The organism is Methylobacterium sp. E-012, assembly GCF_057836545.1.
In genome coordinates this window covers 1907593-1925002 of sequence record NZ_JBYQEY010000001.1, presented here as the reverse complement: position 1 = coordinate 1925002, position 17410 = coordinate 1907593, and the positions used below count along the sequence as shown (strand labels likewise).

Below are 17410 nucleotides of genomic sequence, written 5' to 3'. Positions count from 1 at the left end.
CCCCATGGAGATGAATCAGCCGATCGGCCGGACGCCGCTCGACGACCGTCCCGACGGGCTCGTCGGCAAGCCACTGAGCCGCGTCGAGGGCAAGCTCAAGGTCACGGGCCACGCGCCCTACGCCTACGAGACCCGGGCGCTGCAGAACCCCGCCTACGGTTTCATCGTGGCCGCCACCATCGCGTCCGGCACGATCCGGTCGATCGATGCCGATGCCGCCCGCCGGGCGCCCGGCACGATCCTGGTGATGACCCACGAGAACGTACCCGCGCAGGGGGAGAAGAAGGAGCAGGTCTGGCCGCAGCTCCAGGGGCCGCAGGTCGCCTTCTACGGGCAGCCGGTCGCCTTCGTGGTGGCCGAGACCTTCGAACAGGCCCGCGCCGCCGCGATGCTGGTGAAGGTGCAGTACGACGCCCAGACGCCCAAGGGCCATCTCAAGGACGCGATGGCGTCGGCCTACGAGCCGAAGCCGATCAACTCGCCGCCGGATTCGAAGCTCGGCGACTTCGACGCGGCCTTCGCGGCGGCGCCGGTGAAGCTCGACGTGGAGTACGTCACGCCGAACCAGATCCACGCCCAGATGGAGCCGCACGCGACGATCGCCGCCTGGGACGGCGACGGTGTCGTCCTCCACACCGCCAACCAGATGCCGAACCGCGGCCAGAAGGCGCTGGGCTCCGTGCTCAAGCTGCCCCCCGAGAAGGTGCGGATCGTCAGCCCCTATATCGGCGGCGGCTTCGGGGCGAAGCTGCAGGTCCAGCCTGAGGCGACCCTGGCGATCCTGGCCTCGAAACTGATCGAACGGCCCGTCAAGGTGGCCCTGACCCGGCAGCAGGAATTCCACGTCGCGACCCATCGCAGCGACACGATCCAGCGGATCCGCCTCGGTGCCGACACCGAGGGCCGTCTCTCGGCCATCGGTCACGAGTCCTGGTCCGACACCGCCGAGGGCGACGGATTCTTCGAGACCGCCGCCAACGTCACCCGCTCCCTCTACGCGGCGCAGAACCGCGTCACCCGCCACCGGCTGGTGAACCTGAACATGCCCATCGCTTCGTCCATGCGCGCACCGGGCGAGGCCGTGGGTCAGCTCGCCTTCGAGTGCGCCATGGACGAGCTGGCCGAACAGCTGAAGATCGACCCGATCGAGTTGCGGGTCCGCAACGAGCCGGCCGAGGATCCCGAGAAGAAGGTGCCGTTCTCCACCCGCCAGCTCGTGCCATGCATGCGCGAGGGCGCGCGGTTGTTCGGATGGGACAAGCGCCAAGCGACGGGCAGCCGGCGTGACGGCAACTGGCTCGTCGGCATGGGCATGTCGGCGGCCGCCCGCCTCAACCCGCTGATGCCGTCCTCCGCCAAGGTGAAGCTCGGGCCGGACGGCGTGCTGGTCGTCCAGATGGCCATGACCGATCCCGGTACGGGCACCTACACGATCCTCACCCAGATCGCCGGCGAGATGCTGGGCCTCCCGCCAGAGCGCGTGCGGGTCGAGATCGGCGACACGGACTTCCCCTACGCGTCCGGCTCGGGCGGGTCCTTCGGTGCCGCCTCGGCGGGATCGGCCCTCTATGTCGCCTGCGACAACCTCCGGCAGGCCGTGCTCAAGGCCGGCGATCTCAACCCGGATGGCGCGACCTTCCGCGATGGCGCGGTCACGTCGGGCAACCGCACCGAGTCGCTTACTGACCTGGCCAAGTCGGGTTTGGAGGCCTCGGGGGAGATCAAGCCCGGCGAGATGAAGCAGAAATTCTCGCAGTACTCCTACGGCGCGCATTTCGCGGAGGTCGGGGTTGATATCGACACCGGCGAGATCCGGCTGCGGCGGATGCTCGGCGTCTTCACCGGCGGCCGCATCCTCAACGCCAAGACCGCGCGCAGCCAGGCGATCGGCGGCATGACCTTCGGTGTCGGCGCAGCGCTGATGGAGGATGCGGTGGTCGATCCGCGCTACAGCTACTTCGTCAACCACGACATGGCGGAGTATCACGTGCCGGTCCATGCCGACATCCCGGCGATCGATGCGGTGTTCCTGCCGGAACTCGACGACAAGACCAACCCTTTGAAGAGCAAGGGGCTGGGCGAACTCGGCATCTGCGGGGCCGGCGCGTCGCTGGCCAACGCCATCTACAACGCCACCGGCATCCGCGTCCGCGAATACCCGCTGACCCTCGACAAGATGCTCAAGGGCTTCGAGGAGCAGGAGGGCCAGGCACAGCGGCGGACCTGACCCAGGTCGGAATCGCGCACCCGCGGTTGACGGCAGGGCGCGCAGGCGGGACACCGGGCCAAAAGCCCGAACACGGGGGACGCCCGGTGCCCGACAGCCGATCCGATCACCGCCACCCACCGGAGCGGTTCAACGCCGCCCGGTACTGCCTCGCCGAGAACGCCCGCCTGCGTCCCGACAAGACCGCGCTGATCATGGTCGGCGATGGCACGATCGACCGGCTCAGCTTCGGTGCGGCCGATAGGGCCGTGCGCGGCATCGCGGCGGGGCTGCGCGCCTTGGGGCTGGAGCCCGGCGACCGGGTGATGATCCGGATGGGCAACGAGGCCGACTACGTCCTCGTCTATTTTGGTGCCCTGGCGGCCGGACTGGTGGCGCTGCCCTCCTCGCCCCAGCTCACCGAGCCCGAGGCGGCGTTCCTGATGGAGAATTCCGGGGCCGCTGCGGTGGTGATCGGCAGCGGCTGTACGGTCTCACCGGAGGCGCTCGGCAACCGCCGCCTGCTCGATGCCGCGGCGATCGCGCGGATGAAGGCCGGCCCGCCGCGCCCCGACTACGCCGACACCGCCGCCGACGATCCGGCGATGCTGATCTATACCTCCGGGACCACGAGCCGGCCGAAGGGCGTGCTCCACGCCCACCGGGCCGCCTATGGCCGGCGGCCGATGCTCGATCATTGGCTTGGGCTGACCGAATCCGACGTGATGCTGCATGCCGGCACCATGAACTGGACCTACACGCTCGGGGTGGGCCTGAGCGACCCCTGGTCGGTGGGCGCCACCGCGGTGCTCTACAATGGCCCGCGCGACCCTGCGGTCTGGCCGCGCCTGATCGCCGAGTACGGCGCCACCCTGTTCGCCGCGGTGCCGACTCTCTACCGCCAGATCCTGAAATACGGCGACCTCGGCGCCCACGATCTGTCGCGCCTGCGCCACGGCTGCACGGCGGGCGAGCCGCTTCCGATTGCGCTGCTCGAAGCCTGGATTCAGGCCACGGGTAAGCCCCTCTACGAGGCCCTCGGGATGAGCGAGATTTCGACCTACATCTCCAGCGGCCCGACCATCCCGGTGCGCCCCGGCTCGCCCGGCAAGCCGCAACCCGGCCGGCGGGTGGCGATCCTGCCGGTCGAGGGCGTGCCCGTCCCCCTCCCGGCCGGCGAGATCGGTCTGCTCGCCGTCCATCGCTCCGAGCCGGCGCTGATGCTCGGCTATTGGAACCGCCCCGGGGAGGAAGCCGAGGTGTTGCGCGGGGACTGGTTCGTCGGCGGCGACCTCGCCCGGCTCGACGCCGACGGCTACCTCTGGTTCGAGGGCCGCAACAACGACCTGATGAAGGCGATGGGCTACCGGGTCTCGCCCAACGAGGTCGAGGCGGTGCTCGCAGCCCACCCGTCCGTGGCGGAGGTCGGCGTGGCCGAGTTGCCGGTGCGTGCGGATGTCTCGGTGATCTGCGGCTTCGTGGTACTCCAGCCCGATTGCGAACCGGACGCCGAGGCGCTGCTCGCGCATTGCGCCGAGCGGCTTGCGGTCTACAAGCGCCCGCGGGAGATCCGCTTCCTCGACGCCCTGCCGCGCACGGCGAACGGCAAGGTGCAGCGCAAGCGGCTGGCGGCGACCGTGGCGGAGTGACGGGGCGCGCGCCCAGGTCCTCCGATCCGGCACGTCAGTTCGAGCGCTCGCCTTCTCCGGTGCGGACCTGAGATGTCACGGGTCGGCTCGGGAGGGCGCGACCGGCCTCCTCATCCCTGTGGGCTTCGAAATCCGCATATCGCTCCGGAATGAGGACAAAGACCGGCCCCGCGCGCGCCCTCCCCGCCTCTGCGGCGGAGAATGGCCCACCCGCGTCTATTCCAAAACCCCTACAGCAGCGTCCCGCGCAGGATCAGCAGCGCGACGGAGAAATAGATCACGAGCCCGGTGACATCGACCAGCGTCGCCACGAACGGCGCCGAGGCGGTGGCGGGGTCGAAGCCGATCCGCTGGAGCAGGAAGGGCAGCATCGAGCCCGATAGGGACCCGAAGGTCACGATCCCAACCAGTGCCGACCCCACGGTCACGGCGACCAGCGGCCAGTGCTCGCCGTAATCGTAGAGGCCGAGCTTCTGCCACGCCACGATCCGGATCACCGCGATCACCCCGAGGATCGACCCGAGAACGATGCCGGTGGGCAACTCCCGCAGCGCCACGCGCCACCAGTCCCGCAGGCGGATCTGGTGCAGGGCCAGCGCCCGGATCAGCAGGGAGGTCGCCTGCGAGCCCGAATTGCCCCCCGAGCTCATGATCAGCGGGATGAACAGCGTCAGGACGATCGCCTTCTCCAGCTCCCCCTCGAAGCCCTGCATGGCCGAGGCGGTGAGCATCTCCGAGAGGAACAGCGCGCACAGCCAGCCGGCGCGCTTCCGGATCATCGTGAAGAAGCCGATATCCATGTAGGGCTCGGGCAGCGCCTCCATGCCGCCGAAGCGCTGCACGTCCTGCGTCTGCTTCTCGATCATCGCGTCGATCATGTCGTCGACGGTGACGATGCCGATGACGTGGCCGACCGCGTCGACCACCGGCAGCGCCAGGAGATCGTACTTGGAGATCAGCCGGGCCGCCTCCTCGCGGCTGGCGGTGGGCGAGACGGCGAGCGGCCGCCGTCCCGGGGCGACGCTGAGCACGTTGTCGTTCGGATCCCCCGAGATCAGCCGTCGCAGGGGCACCGCCTTAGTGAGCGCCCGGGTCCGCGGGTCGAGCACGAAGATCGCATAGATGGTCTCGCGGGTCTTCTCGACGTGGCGGATGTGCTCCAGCGTCTGGCCCACGGTCCAGGTGCCGGGGATGGTGACGAACTCGGTGGTCATCAGCGAGCCGACCGTCTCCTCGCCATAGGCCGAGAGCCGGTCCACGGCCCCGCGGGTCTCGGCGTCGAGGCGGGCGCGCAGGTCGGAGCGGCCCGGCTCTTCGATCTCGCGGAAGACGTCCGTGACCCGGTCGGCCGACATCCCCGACAGGTAGGCCGCCACCCGGTCCCGGGGCAGCATCTCGATGATGTCGGCGGCGCAGTCGAGCTCCGGCTGGTCGAGCACCTCGACCGCCCGCTCCAGCGGCAGGCCCAGCAGGATGGCGGCCGCGACCTCGGGCGCCTCCTCGTTGAGCTTCTCCACGATGTCCGGGGCGCGCTCGTCCGAGAGCCGCGCGGCCAGAACGGACGGGTCGATGCGCGTGTCGAAGGGGGCGATCTCGTTCATGGCCTCGCCTCGTGGGTTACGAGGCGACGCGGCGCCGGTCATCCTGGGTCAAGGCCGTGACCGGTCGCCGCGTCGGCGCCCCGCGGCCAGGCCTCTCAGCGGCTCAGGCGGGACGACGGCGCGTGGCCGGACACGGCAGGCACGATCGGTCGGGCACGTCGCTTCGCTGGTCGCTGCTTGAAGGGGAGCACGGCGCCGCCGAAGACAGCGTCGCGCCGGTGCCTCGTGCGCCCGCGAAAAAAGTCAGTCAAGTCGAAACCGTGCCGGAAACGGCGTTGCCGGGGCCCTGAACCCACAGGAGAGGCCCGAGTGTCGCGCGGCGGCACCAGGGGTCCCCCGGGGGTCCCGACGGGGTCCCGACGGGGTCCCTATGAGAAATATAAGTGTTGTGCTCGCTTGTATTGCGTCCAAGATATCGGCTATATACCGCTCACCAACAGCGAGGAGAAACGCCATGGCTTGGTCTGCCCCGATCGTGTCCGAAGTTTGCGTCGGCATGGAAGTCACCAGCTACGAGTCGGCCGAGATCGACACCTTCAACTAAGACGTGCGAGGGCCGGAGCGCCGAGCGCCCTGCCCTTCGTGGTCTCCGAGACAATCACCCGAAGTTCATCAGGAGGAAATCATGGCTTGGTCTGCCCCGATCGTGTCCGAAGTTTGCGTCGGCATGGAAGTCACCAGCTACGAGTCGGCCGAGATCGACACCTTCAACTAAGACGTCGACGATCTGTTTTGGGCGCCGCTTCATCCGAAGCGGCGCTTTTCGTTTGTGCGGCGTTCCGAGCGTTGCCGAAGCTGACAAGCTTTTGGACTAACCGTATCGCTGCTTCGGCGGGGCGGTCACAGCGACGGCGTGGACACGATAAGCGCGCTCACCCCACGAACAGGCCGGCAATCGCCGCGCTGGTGAGATTCGACAGCGTCCCCGCCAGGATCGCCCTTAGCCCGTAGCGGGCGACCTCGGAGCGCCGCTCCGGGACGAGGCTCGAGAAGCTCGCGAGCTGGATCGCGATCGACGCGAAATTCGCGAACCCGCACAGGGCGAAGCAGACGATCGCCTGCGTACGCGAGTCGAGGGTTCCGCCGGTCAGGATCGGCGACAGGTTGGCGTAGGCGAAGAACTCGTTGAAGGCGAGCTTCTGGCCGATGGCCCCGCCGACCAGGGTCGCGTGCTCCCACGGCGCGCCGAGCAGCCAAGCCAGCGGGGCGAGCGCCCAGCCGAGCACGCCCTCGATCGAGGCGGCGGGATAACCCACCAGCCCGCCGATCGTGCCGAACAGGCCGTCCGCCAGGGCGATCAGCCCGACGAAGGCGATCAGCATGGCCCCGACCGAGACCGCGACCGCCAAGCCCTTCTGCGTGCCGTCGGCAGCCGCCTCGATGACATTGGCCGCCCGGGTCTCGCCGAACTCCACCCGGGCGGTGGTGATCCGGGTCGGCTCCGTGGAGGGCACCAGGATCTTGGCGTAGAGCAGGCCGCCGGGGATCGCCATCACGGAGGCGGCGAGCAGGTAGGTCATCGGGACGCCGAGCGCCGCGTAACCGGCCAGAATCGAACCCGCAGTGGACGAGGCGCCGCTTGCCATCACGGCGAACAGCTCGGCGCCGGTCAAAAGTGCGAGGAACGGGCGCAGGGCCACCGCGATCTCGCTCTGGCCGATGGCGATGGTGATGACCGCGGCAAAGGATTCGATCGGCGCGGTGCCGAGGATCCGGCGCAGCACCGCCCCGAGGCCCCGGGCGAGCGCCTGCATCAGGCCGAGGTGGTAGAGCACAGCGATCAGCGCCGACACGTACAGGATCTGTGGCAGCACCCGCAGGGCCAAGATGAAGCCCGAGCCGCCGAACAGTTCGAACATCTTCGGCTCGACGAGGCCCCCGAACAGGAACGCGGTGCCGCGGTCGCCGTAGGCGAGCACGGTGGCGACGACGGCGGCCGCCGCTGTCAGCGCCGCCTGCCCGGCCGGCAGGAACAGGACCAGGGCCCCGAGCCCCACTTGAAGCGCAAGCGCAGTCAGGACGACCCGGGGGCGGATCGCCCGTCGATTCGTGGAGAACAGAACCGCGACGGCGAGCAGCAGCAGCAGGCTGAGGCCGGCATGGGTGAGACGGTCGAGCATCACGGCTTTCGGGGTCACGCTTGACCGGGGCCCATGGAAGGTTCGGGCCAGTCCGCATCACACCGGGCGCCGGGCGACCAGATACGGCGCGAATAGGTCACGCACCTGCGCGAACCCCCAGTCGAGATCCGCTTCGGTCAGCGCGGTACCGCCCTGGAGGCGGTGGCTCATCCAATGGCTGGAGACGATCCAGGCGTTGTCGATGAGCCGCCCGAGGCCCTCCGGGTCGATCCGAAGCCGCCCCGCCCGCACGGCCGCCTCGAAGACGCCCCGGGCCAGGGCCTGCGTCCGCGCGCGAAGAGCGTGGACGCGCGGGCGCAGGGCGGGGGCGATCTCCACCATGGCGATCCCGTCGCGGTAGATGCAGCGGTAGCGCCAGATCAGGTCGAACCAGGCCCGCTGGTAGGCGAGCAGCGCCTCCGGCGCCCCGGCATCGGCCGGCATCCCCCCCGCTACCGCCAGGGCCTCCGCCTCGAAGGCCGCGAACAGCGCCTCGACCAGGCCGGATTTGCGCGGGAAATGATACTGGAGGTTCCCCTCCCGGATCCCCGCGGCGGCGGCGATCTCGGCCGTGGTCACCCGGCCGAGCCCCCGGGCATTGAACAGGTCCAGGCTGACCGCCAGAATCCGGTCGCGGGTGTTCTGGACCCGCCCATCGGCAGCCCGTTCGCTCTCCTGCAATCCCCGGCTCCGGCCCCGCGCCATCGTCTCCGATCCTGATCTAGGGTGTTCACCCTAGACAGTCGTGGAGGCGAGGGCTATCCCTGAAGGGAAGCGCGGACGAAGCGGCGCGGCGGGAGGCGACGTTTGGCTCAGACATTTCGACTCGCCGGTGCCGTCGCCCTCGTCACCGGTGCCGCGAGCGGCATCGGGGCCGCCCTGGCGACCGGGCTCGCCGCCAAGGGATGCAGCCTCCTGCTGGTGGACCGCGATCCGGTCGGGCTCGAGGACATCGCCGGCCGGATCCGCGACCGCGGGACCGCGGTGGAGACCCGGGTCGTCGATCTCGCGGACGCGGAGGCGATCCGCGCGCTGCCGGACTGGGCCGGGGCGCGGTTCGGACATCTCGACCTCCTGATCAACAATGCCGGCGTCGCCCTCGGGGGCCGGTTCGACGAGACGCATCTCGAGGATTTCGAGTGGCTCATGGACATCAACCTGCGCGCGGTCGTGCGGATGTGCCACGCCTTCCTGCCGATGCTGCGCGCCCGGCCGGCGGCGCAGGTCGTCAACCTGTCGAGCCTGTTCGGCCTGATCGCGCCGCCGGGTCAGGTCGCCTACTGCACCAGCAAGTTCGCCGTCCGGGGCTTCTCCGAGGCCCTGCGGCATGAATATGCCGGCACCGGGCTCGGCGTGACCGTGGTTCATCCGGGGGGCGTTGCCACCGCCATCTCGCGCAACGCCCGCGGCCGGCGCCCGCCCACCGACCCCGAGGCGGCCAAGCGCGCGGCGGTGGAGGACGAGGGGGCCCGCGCGGCCTTCGGCAAGCTCCTGACCCTCGACCCCGCGACGGCGGCGGCCGCGATCATCCGCGGGATCGAGACCCGGGCGCCGCGGATCGTGATCGGCAAGGATGCCCGGAACGCGGCTCTGATCCAGCGGCTGATGCCGGTGGGCTACTGGAAGACGATCGTGCGACTGTCCGGGGGGACGCTCTGAGATGGCGAGCCTGCGCGCCTATATCGGCGCCTACATGATCCGCAGCCGGGTCCGCGGTCCCCTCGCCCGGGCCCGGGACGCCGCCGACTTCCGCCGCATCTTCGAGGCCCAGGCCTTCCCGGATCCCAAGGGCTTGACCTACGAGATGGGCAGCGTCGGCGGCGTGCGCGGCGAGTGGGTCCGGCCGAAGTCCGGACCCGGGCGCCGGATGCTCTACATCCACGGCGGCGGCTTCATCGCCTGCTCGCCGCGCACGCACCGGCCCGTGACGGGCGCCCTGGCAAGCCGCGGCTTCACGATCTTCGTCCCGGATTACCGCCTCGCGCCGGAGCACCCGTTCCCGGCCGCGGTCGAGGACGTCATGGCCGTCTGGGCGGCGTTCAGCGCCGAGGGAGCGGCCTGCGTGGCGGGCGAATCGGCCGGCGGCAATCTGGCCCTGGTGCTGATGGGCGAGGCCCGCGCCCGGAACCTGCCGATGCCCTGGGCCGCCGCCCTGTTCTCCCCGGCCACCGACTTCGTCTCGGAGGACGGTTCGCGGGTGACGAATGCATGGCGCGACGCGATGTTCGACCCGAAGGCGCTCGCCACGATCCGGCAGATGTATCTCGGCCGCGCCGATCCGGCCGACCCGCGGATCTCGCCGCTCCTCGGCGATCCCACCGGCTTCCCGCCGCTCCTGTTCCACGTGGGCGACCGCGAGGTGCTGCGCGACGATTCCGTCCGCATGGCAGAGCGAGCCCGGGCGGCCGGCGTCGCGGCGGAGCTGAAGGTCTTCCCCGTCGTGTCTCACGCCTGGCAGTTCGCGGCCAACATGCTGCCGGAGGCGCGCACCTCCCTCGACGAGGCCGCCGCCTTCCTGAAGGCGCACGCCCCCCAGGCCACCCCCGGGAGCCCCGCGCGATGACCGAAGCTTCAGACGCCGCCGCGCGCTCCGAACCCCTGGCGGTGCTCATCGTCGGAGCCGGCTTCTCCGGGCTCGCGATGGCGATCCGGTGCCGGCAGGCGGGGATCGGGCCATTCCGGGTGATCGAGAAGGGCGACGGAATCGGCGGCACGTGGCACGACAACACCTATCCAGGGGCGGCCTGCGATGTGCCCTCGCATCTCTACTCCCTGTCCTACGCCCCGAAGGCGGATTGGAGCCGGATGTATGCGCCGCAGGCGGAGATCCTGGCCTATCTCCGGGAGACGGCGGAGCGCCACGGGCTGATGCCGCTGATCCAGCTCGGCACCGCCTTTCAGGGCGCGACCTGGGACGAGGCGCGCGCCCTCTGGCACGTGGAGACCGATCGCGGCCCGATCACCGCGCGGGCGATCGTCTCCGGGATGGGCGGCCTGCACCATCCGGCCTATCCGGACATCCCCGGCCGCGACGCCTTCGCCGGGCCGGCCTTCCACACGGCAGTTTGGGACCATGCCGTAAGCCTCGCCGGCAAGCGCGTCGGCGTGATCGGCACGGGGGCGAGCGCCATCCAGGTCGTGCCGGAGCTCGCCGAGGTCGCCGGCCAGCTGACCCTGTTCCAGCGCACGCCGCCCTGGATCATGCCCAAGAACGACCACGCCATCGCGGAGCGCATCAAGGCCCGGTACCGGCGCCTGCCCCTCGCCCGGCGGCTCGAACGGGCGCGGCTGTTCTGGCTGCACGAGGTGCGCGCGCTCCTGGGCTTCACCAAGGTCTCGAAGCTCACCGGTCAGGCCGAGGCCCTGGCGCGGCGGCACCTCGCCAAGGCGGTCCCGGATCCGGAGTTGCGGCGCCGCCTCACGCCGAACTACCGGCTCGGCTGCAAGCGCGTGCTGATCTCCGACACGTACTACCCGGCGCTCCAGCGCCCGAACGTCACCCTCGAGACCGGAAGCATCGCGCGGATCACGCCGGGCGGGGTGACCACGCAGGACGGCCGGACTCACGACCTCGACGTGATCGTCTACGCCACCGGCTTCGACGTCACCGCGACCTTCACGCGGATGAACCTCGTCGGCCGCGACGGCCTGCGCCTGGCGGACGCCTGGGCCGGGGGCATGGGGGCCTACCAGGGGATCACGGTCGCCGGGTTCCCCAACTACTTCATGCTGCTCGGGCCCAATACGGGCCTCGGCCACAACTCGGTGGTGGCGATGATCGAGGTTCAGGTCCAGCACGTGCTCGACTGCCTCAGGGCCCTGCGCCGCGGGACCCGGGCCATCGAGGTCCGCCCGGAGGCGCAAGCCCGCTTCCTCGATCGGATCCGCGCGCGGCTCGCCGACAGCATCTGGCAGGCCGGCGGCTGCCGCAGCTGGTATCTCGACGCGCAGGGGCGCAACGCGACCCTCTGGCCGGATTCCGTGATGGCCTACCGCCGGAGCGCCCGGCGCGCCCGCATGGCGGATTACCGGCTGGGCTGAACCTGCCTCGGGCGCGCTAGAACGCGAACCCGGCTTCCGCCACGAAGGCGTCGAGGCCGGGCAGCGACGCATCGAACAGCGGGCGCCCCCCGAAGGCGTCGCCGGCGCGGACGAACACCGTCACCTTCGCGTTCCGGTGGGGACCCATCACGCAGACCAGCCGGCCGTCGTCCTTGAGCTGTTCCAGCAGCGCCTGCGGCCGGACCTCGACGCGGCCGTTGATCAGCATCGCATCGAAGGGCGCCTGCTTCGGCGCGCCCGATTCGATCGGACCCTCGATCACCTCGGCGGCACTGCCCAGCTGGGCGCGCGCCGCCGCGGCGAGGTCCGGAACCGATTCGAGCGCCGTGACCTTCGCGCCGAGCTGCGCCATGATGGCCGCCGCGTAGCCGTAGCCGCTGGCGATGTCGAGGGCGGCGACGCCCGGGCGGATGCGCAGGGCCTGGATCATCCGCGCCAGCACCATCGGCGCCGGCATGCAGCGGGCCTCGGCGCCCGCCCCGCCGATCTGCAGGGTCTGGTCGATATAGGCGAAGGGCTCGCGCCCCTTGGGCACGAAGGTCTCGCGCGCCACGGTGTCGAACGCGTCGAGCACCGAATTGTCGTTCACGTCGAAGGTCCGCAACTGGCAGTCGACCATCATCCGCCGCGCCTGCGCGTAATCGATCATCGATGCGTTTCCCCGAACCGGATCGGAACGCTGCGTCGGCCGGGCACCGGCGGACGGCCGGCACCCCGGCCAAGCCTAAGCTTCCCGGACGGGGGGCGTTTTCGGAGATCGTTCGCCAAAACGCAAGGTGAGCGCGCGGAACGAATCCAGGGCTGCACCCGGGTCGTCCCGGTTCTCTCCTCGACGCAGACGTGAAATACCGGTCCTGTGAATGCTGTCGACATGCAGCGCTCCGACGCAACCAAGACATCTGCCGCGGCCGGACGGCCGACGCGCAGGGGACAATTCGGGAGGTCCTGCGATGCGCGTCCGCTCCGTGCGCCTGTGTGCCTGCGCCGTCGCGCTGGGTTTTCTGCCCCCGGCCGTGGCGCCGGCCTCCGCCCGGATCGTCGGCATCGACATCACCGCGGTCGAACCCTTCGCGGACGGCGCGGGCTTCGGCCAGGCCGGCCCCTACGAGCGGGTGATCGGATTCGCCCGGGGCGAGATCGACCCGGCCGACCCGGCCAATGCCGGCATCGCTGATATCGCGCTGGCGCCCCGCAACGCCCGTGGCCTCGTGGCGTACCGAACGGACCTGTTCATCCTGCGCCCGAAGGATCCGGCACGCGGTAGCGGCACGCTGCTCTACGAGGTGCTGAACCGCGGCCGGAAGTTCCTGTTCAACTGGGTGCTCGACGCGCCCGCGCAGGCCGGACAGGCGGTCAACGACCCGCGCACGGCGCGGGACGCGGGCACCGCCCTGGTGCTCAACCGCGGCGACACGATCGTCTGGTCCGGCTGGGAGGCGGACGCCCTGCGTCAGAACGGCGGCATGGCGATCGACGTGCCGGTGGCCACCCGGGACGGCAAGCCGATCACCGGGACCGTGCGGGACGAACTCGTCAGCGGGACGCGCGGGCCCACGGAGGCGCCGTTCTACCTCACGTTCGAGGCCGCCGGGACCGATCAGCCCGGGGCCACGCTGACCGTCCGCCGCCGCGAGGCCGACGCGCCCCTGCCGGTGCCGCGGGCGGCCTGGGCGTTCGCGGGGTCGCGCCAGCTCAGGCTGCTGCCCGCAGGCACGAAGCCGCAGCCCGGCTCGCTCTATCAGTTCACCTACGAGGCCGTCGGCCCCAAGGTGCTGGGACTCGGTTTCGCCGCCACCCGGGACGTGGTCGCCTTCCTGCGCGGGGGCTCCGCAGACAATCCGGCCGGCGGGGGCGTGCAACGTGCCGTGGCCCTGGGCATCTCGCAGAGCGGCCGGTTCCTGCGCGACTTCGTCCATGAGGGTTTCAACCGGGACGAGGCCGGCGCACGCGTGTTCGACGGGGTGCTGGCCCACATCTCCGGAATTGGCGGCGTGTTCCTGAACGCCCGCTTCGCCCAGCCTTCGCGCACCAACACCCAGCACGAGGACCATCTCTACCCGGAGAACACCTTCCCGTTCTCGGCCGCCACCCTGCACGACCCGGTCACCGGCCGGAACGGCGCGCTCCTGCGCGGCGACGGGTTCGACCCGCTGTGGATGGAGGTCAACACCGAGACCGAGTACTGGCAGAAGGGCGCCTCGCTGCTGACCACCGATCCCCTCGGCCGGGTCGACCTCGACCTGCCGGACACGGCTCGCGCCTACCTGATCGCGGGGGGCTTCCATTACGGCCGCTCCGACCTCGTCTCCGACAGGGGCCCCTGCGCCCACCCGCGCAACACGCTCAATCCCGGTCCGGCCCTGCGCGCCCTGCTGGTCGACCTGGAGGACTGGGTCCGCGACGGCCGGGCGCCGCCGCCGAGCCGGGTCCCGCGCCTGTCGGACGGGACCCTGGTCGAGCCGGCCGCCACCGGTTTCCCCTATGTCCCGGGTCTCGCCATCGCGACGGCCGTCAACGGCATCGCCCGCTTCCCGACCTATGTCGATCCGCACCCCGAGTCGGGACCGCAATACCGGCCGCTGGTGCCGCGGGTCGACGCGGACGGGCAGGACGTCGCCGGCATCCGCCTGCCCGACGTGGCCGTGCCCCGCGGCACCCATACCGGCTGGAACCTCTATGCCGAGCCGTTCCCGGCGGGCGAGTTGTGCGACCGCGAGGGCAGCCTGCTGCCCTTTGTGGCGACGCGGGCCGAGCGCGAGGCCACGGGCGATCCGCGGCCCGCCCTGGCCGAGCGCTATCCGAACCCCTCCACCTACGCGGAGGCGGTCGCGCAGGCCGTCGACGGTCTGGTGGCCGACCGCCTGCTCCTGCGGGAGGATGGCGACCGGTTCGTGCAGCGCGCCCGCACGGCTGCGCCGCAGCCGTAATCCGTCAACCGGTTACGGCCGCAGGACGCTGTCGCATCGGATTTCATCCAGCGAGTCGCGTCTTGGGCCGTAATGCTGAATAATGAGTGCAGCGAAAACCGACCGGCCGAGATGCCGGCTGCCCCGGGAGACACCATGACGCCGACCTCCAAGCCGTTCCTGGGCCGGGGCCTCGCCGCCGCCCTCACCTGCCTGGGTCTGGGCGCCGTGGGCCCGCACGCCGCCCATGCCCAGGAGACGCCCGCCACCGCCGCCCCGCCGGCGAGCGTGAAGGTCGAGCGCGGAGACGCGCTCTATGGTCGCCCGGAAAATGGCGCGGCTGCGAAGCTCGCGCCGGTCGCGGGTCCGCCGCTCGCGACCCCGGTCGCCAAGCTGCCGCTGGACAAGCTCAAGGTGCCGGACGGCTTCAAGATCGAGGTCTACGCCAGCGGCATCGCCAACGCCCGGGAGATGACCCAGGCGCCGGACGGGACCCTGTTCGTCGGCACCCGCACGGTCGGCAAGGTCTACGCGGTGCTGCCGCAGGCGGGCGCGGACGGGAAGCGCGAGATCAAGACCATCGCGTCGGGGCTGCACCGGCCGAACGGCGTCGCCTTCCACGACGGCGCCCTCTACGTCGCCGAACTGTCCAAGATCTGGCGCTACGACGATATCGAGAAGCACCTCGACAGCCCGGAGAAGCCGGCCCTCGTCTACGACGACCTGCCCAAGGACGAGGCCCATGGCTGGAAGTTCATCGCCATCGGCCCGGACAACAAGCTCTACGTGCCGGTCGGCTCGCCGGGCAACATCCTGATGCCGCCGGACACCCACGCGCAGATCCGGCGCATCGACCTCGATGGGAAGAACGCCGAGGTCATCGCCCGCGGCGTGCGCAACACCGTCGGCTTCGACTGGAACCCGAAGACCAAGCAGCTCTGGTTCACCGACAACGGACGCGACTGGGTCTCGGAGGACATCCCGAACGACGAGCTGAACGTGCTCACCGAGCCGGGCAAGCAGCATTTCGGCTTCCCGTTCTGCCACCAGGGCACCTTCACCGATCCGGAATACGGCTGGGGCCATTCCTGCGCGGAGTTCACCCCGCCGGTGGGCCTGCTCGGACCGCATACGGCCTCGCTCGGGATGCGGTTCTACACCGGCACGCAGTTCCCGGAGGCCTATCACGACGCGATCTTCATCGCCCAGCACGGGTCGTGGAACCGCACCACCAAGCTCGGCGGCGCCGTCGTGGTGGCCAAGCCGGGTGCGGACGGCAAGGTCGCGGCGGTCGAGCCGTTCCTGACCGGCTTCCTTCAGGACAACAAGTATGTCGGCCGCCCGGTCGACGTGCTCGTCGCCAAGGACGGCTCGGTGCTCGTCTCGGACGATTACAACGGCGCGATCTACCGCGTCAGCTACGGCCACTGATGCGGCCGATGCGGAGACGGCGCGCGGCGCTGGGGCTGGTCTCGGCCCTCGGCACGCTGCTGGCGGGTGCGGCCGGAGCGGCCCCGGAGGCGGCGACACACGAGCTTCTCGCGGCGTGCGTCGCCTGCCACGGGGCGGGCACGTCCGAGACCGAGGGGATACCGTCGCTGGGCGGCCAGCTGCCGGATTACGTCGTCACGCAGCTCTTCCAGTTCCGGGAGAAGCAGCGCGAGGCGCCGCCGATGAACGACGTCGCCGCCGGGTTCTCCGACGACGACCTGCGCGCCTATGCCGACGCGGTGGCGACCCTGCCGCCCCCGACCCGGACCGGCGCGCCCGCCGATCCGGCCCTGACCGAGCGGGCTCAGGCGCTCGTCGCCAAGCACCAATGCACCTCCTGCCACGGCGCCGACCTCGCCGGGCGGGAGTCGATCCCACGGATCCGGGCGCAGCGGGAGGAGTACCTCGCCAAGGCGCTGACCGGCTACAAGAGCAATGCCCGGCCCGGCTACGATCCCGCGATGAACGAGGTCGCGCAGGAGCTGAGCGAGGCCGACATCAAGGATCTGGCGGCCTACGTGTCGCGGCTCTGACGATTGCGCTCGGCGCGGCGCGGCCGCGCTGGCGGCGGCGGACAGCGGCCCCGCCGCCGCCCCGATGCTTGACCGGAGCACCGCGCAGGCCCACTTCCGGTTCGCCGGGGGCAAAGTGGGACACGAGCCGATGATCGATCTGTACTACTGGCCGACGCCGAACGGCCACAAGATCACGATGTTTCTCGAAGAGGCGGGTCTCGCCTACCGAATCCAGCCAATCAATATTGGCAAGGGTGAGCAATTCAACCCGGATTTTCTGAAGATCGCCCCCAATAATCGCATGCCGGCGATCGTCGACGACGAGCCTGCGGGGGGCGGCGCTCCGGTCCCGCTGTTCGAATCGGGCGCGATCCTGCTCTACCTCGCCGAGAAGACCGGGCGCTTCATCCCGGGCGACCTGCGCGGCCGGGCCGAGGTGCTGCAGTGGCTGTTCTGGCAGATGGGCGGCCTCGGCCCGATGCTCGGGCAGAACCACCACTTCTCGCAATACGCCCCCGAGAAGATCGACTACGCGATCAAGCGCTACGTCAACGAGACCAACCGGCTCTACGGCGTCCTCGACCGGCGCCTGGCCGACCGCGCCTACGTGGCCGGGGCGGATTACTCCATCGCCGACATGGCCTGCTATCCCTGGATCGTGCCGTGGGAGAAGCAGGGGCAGAATCTCGACGATCATCCGAACCTGAAGCGCTGGTTTGCGGCCATCGCCGAGCGGCCCGCCACGAAGGCGGCCTATGCCCGCGCCCCCGAGGTCAATCCGGATTTCGGAAAGACCATGAGCGAGGACGCCAAGAAGGTGATGTTCGGCCAGACGGCCACCACCACCAAGCGCTGACCCG

Annotated in this window: 15 protein-coding genes; 11 read left to right on the top strand and 4 right to left on the bottom strand. The window is 70.4% G+C overall.

The window, feature by feature from the left end; translation table 11 throughout:
• Nucleotides 1-4: 4 nt before the first annotated feature.
• Both AC3IF1_RS09110 and AC3IF1_RS09105 read left to right on the top strand, forming a co-directional pair.
• On the top strand, nucleotides 5-2227 hold the full coding sequence (locus AC3IF1_RS09110; protein WP_489217281.1) for a molybdopterin cofactor-binding domain-containing protein: 2223 nt from the start codon (nucleotides 5-7) through the stop codon (nucleotides 2225-2227).
• Between the two features lie 86 nt (nucleotides 2228-2313).
• Complete coding sequence (locus tag AC3IF1_RS09105; RefSeq protein WP_489217280.1) at nucleotides 2314-3855, top strand: acetate--CoA ligase; 1542 nt, start codon at nucleotides 2314-2316, stop codon at nucleotides 3853-3855.
• A 230-nt stretch (nucleotides 3856-4085) separates the two neighbouring features.
• Here AC3IF1_RS09105 and mgtE read toward each other — a convergent pair whose 3' ends face one another.
• A complete protein-coding gene (mgtE, locus tag AC3IF1_RS09100) occupies nucleotides 4086-5498 on the bottom strand; it encodes a magnesium transporter (RefSeq protein ID WP_489217279.1) in 1413 nt (470 codons plus the stop codon).
• A 412-nt stretch (nucleotides 5499-5910) separates the two neighbouring features.
• Between mgtE and pqqA (AC3IF1_RS09095) the strand changes: the two genes are divergently transcribed.
• Together pqqA (AC3IF1_RS09095) and pqqA (AC3IF1_RS09090) are read left to right on the top strand one after the other, a co-directional pair.
• On the top strand, nucleotides 5911-6000 hold the full coding sequence (gene pqqA / locus AC3IF1_RS09095; protein ID WP_243966993.1) for a pyrroloquinoline quinone precursor peptide PqqA: 90 nt from the start codon (nucleotides 5911-5913) through the stop codon (nucleotides 5998-6000).
• 81 nt (nucleotides 6001-6081) lie between these two features.
• Entirely contained in the window at nucleotides 6082-6171 is a 90-nt protein-coding gene (gene pqqA, locus AC3IF1_RS09090; RefSeq protein WP_243966993.1) for a pyrroloquinoline quinone precursor peptide PqqA, read from the top strand.
• 157 nt (nucleotides 6172-6328) lie between these two features.
• Here the strand turns inward: pqqA (AC3IF1_RS09090) and AC3IF1_RS09085 are convergent, their stop codons facing one another.
• Entirely contained in the window at nucleotides 6329-7576 is a 1248-nt protein-coding gene (locus AC3IF1_RS09085) for a NupC/NupG family nucleoside CNT transporter (protein ID WP_489217278.1), read from the bottom strand.
• A 57-nt stretch (nucleotides 7577-7633) separates the two neighbouring features.
• Nucleotides 7634-8257 carry a TetR/AcrR family transcriptional regulator gene (locus tag AC3IF1_RS09080; RefSeq protein WP_489217277.1) on the bottom strand — a complete coding sequence of 208 codons (624 nt, stop codon included), beginning with the start codon at nucleotides 8255-8257 and terminating at the stop codon, nucleotides 7634-7636.
• 126 nt (nucleotides 8258-8383) lie between these two features.
• Between AC3IF1_RS09080 and AC3IF1_RS09075 the strand changes: the two genes are divergently transcribed.
• The 3 genes from AC3IF1_RS09075 to AC3IF1_RS09065 are packed head-to-tail and all read left to right on the top strand — an operon-like array spanning nucleotide 8384 to nucleotide 11617.
• Nucleotides 8384-9235, top strand: a complete 852-nt coding sequence (locus AC3IF1_RS09075) for an SDR family NAD(P)-dependent oxidoreductase (RefSeq protein ID WP_489217276.1) — start codon at nucleotides 8384-8386, stop codon at nucleotides 9233-9235.
• A gap of 1 nt (nucleotide 9236) precedes the next feature.
• A complete protein-coding gene (locus AC3IF1_RS09070; protein WP_489217275.1) occupies nucleotides 9237-10139 on the top strand; it encodes an alpha/beta hydrolase in 903 nt (300 codons plus the stop codon).
• Nucleotides 10136-11617, top strand: coding sequence for a flavin-containing monooxygenase (locus AC3IF1_RS09065; RefSeq protein ID WP_489217274.1), 1482 nt, complete (start codon nucleotides 10136-10138; stop codon nucleotides 11615-11617). Before AC3IF1_RS09070 ends, AC3IF1_RS09065 begins: the two co-directional genes overlap by 4 nt.
• A 16-nt stretch (nucleotides 11618-11633) precedes the next feature.
• Here the strand turns inward: AC3IF1_RS09065 and AC3IF1_RS09060 are convergent, their stop codons facing one another.
• Nucleotides 11634-12287: a protein-L-isoaspartate O-methyltransferase family protein gene (locus AC3IF1_RS09060; RefSeq protein WP_489217273.1), complete on the bottom strand. Its 654-nt coding sequence runs from the start codon at nucleotides 12285-12287 to the stop codon at nucleotides 11634-11636.
• 301 nt (nucleotides 12288-12588) lie between these two features.
• Between AC3IF1_RS09060 and AC3IF1_RS09055 the strand changes: the two genes are divergently transcribed.
• The 4 genes from AC3IF1_RS09055 (at nucleotide 12589) to AC3IF1_RS09040 (ending at nucleotide 17406) form a co-directional block, all read left to right on the top strand.
• The gene (locus AC3IF1_RS09055) at nucleotides 12589-14565 is read left to right on the top strand and encodes an alpha/beta hydrolase domain-containing protein (RefSeq protein WP_489217272.1); all 1977 of its coding nucleotides are present in this window, start codon (nucleotides 12589-12591) and stop codon (nucleotides 14563-14565) included.
• 135 nt (nucleotides 14566-14700) lie between these two features.
• On the top strand, nucleotides 14701-15975 hold the full coding sequence (locus AC3IF1_RS09050; RefSeq protein ID WP_489217271.1) for a PQQ-dependent sugar dehydrogenase: 1275 nt from the start codon (nucleotides 14701-14703) through the stop codon (nucleotides 15973-15975).
• An 8-nt stretch (nucleotides 15976-15983) separates the two neighbouring features.
• Complete coding sequence (locus AC3IF1_RS09045) at nucleotides 15984-16568, top strand: c-type cytochrome (RefSeq protein ID WP_489217270.1); 585 nt, start codon at nucleotides 15984-15986, stop codon at nucleotides 16566-16568.
• Between the two features lie 130 nt (nucleotides 16569-16698).
• The gene (locus tag AC3IF1_RS09040; RefSeq protein ID WP_489217269.1) at nucleotides 16699-17406 is read left to right on the top strand and encodes a glutathione binding-like protein; all 708 of its coding nucleotides are present in this window, start codon (nucleotides 16699-16701) and stop codon (nucleotides 17404-17406) included.
• Nucleotides 17407-17410: the final 4 nt, after the last annotated feature.

Coding starts and splice junctions, on each gene's coding strand:
- AC3IF1_RS09110 (WP_489217281.1), top strand. CDS start 5: ATGGAGATGAATCAGCCGATCGGCCGGACGCCGCTCGACGACCGTCCC.
- mgtE (WP_489217279.1), bottom strand. CDS start 5,498: ATGACCGGCGCCGCGTCGCCTCGTAACCCACGAGGCGAGGCCATGAAC.
- pqqA (WP_243966993.1), top strand. CDS start 5,911: ATGGCTTGGTCTGCCCCGATCGTGTCCGAAGTTTGCGTCGGCATGGAA.
- pqqA (WP_243966993.1), top strand. CDS start 6,082: ATGGCTTGGTCTGCCCCGATCGTGTCCGAAGTTTGCGTCGGCATGGAA.
- AC3IF1_RS09085 (WP_489217278.1), bottom strand. CDS start 7,576: ATGCTCGACCGTCTCACCCATGCCGGCCTCAGCCTGCTGCTGCTGCTC.
- AC3IF1_RS09070 (WP_489217275.1), top strand. CDS start 9,237: ATGGCGAGCCTGCGCGCCTATATCGGCGCCTACATGATCCGCAGCCGG.
- AC3IF1_RS09065 (WP_489217274.1), top strand. CDS start 10,136: ATGACCGAAGCTTCAGACGCCGCCGCGCGCTCCGAACCCCTGGCGGTG.
- AC3IF1_RS09060 (WP_489217273.1), bottom strand. CDS start 12,287: ATGATCGATTACGCGCAGGCGCGGCGGATGATGGTCGACTGCCAGTTG.
- AC3IF1_RS09055 (WP_489217272.1), top strand. CDS start 12,589: ATGCGCGTCCGCTCCGTGCGCCTGTGTGCCTGCGCCGTCGCGCTGGGT.
- AC3IF1_RS09050 (WP_489217271.1), top strand. CDS start 14,701: ATGACGCCGACCTCCAAGCCGTTCCTGGGCCGGGGCCTCGCCGCCGCC.
- AC3IF1_RS09045 (WP_489217270.1), top strand. CDS start 15,984: ATGCGGAGACGGCGCGCGGCGCTGGGGCTGGTCTCGGCCCTCGGCACG.
- AC3IF1_RS09040 (WP_489217269.1), top strand. CDS start 16,699: ATGATCGATCTGTACTACTGGCCGACGCCGAACGGCCACAAGATCACG.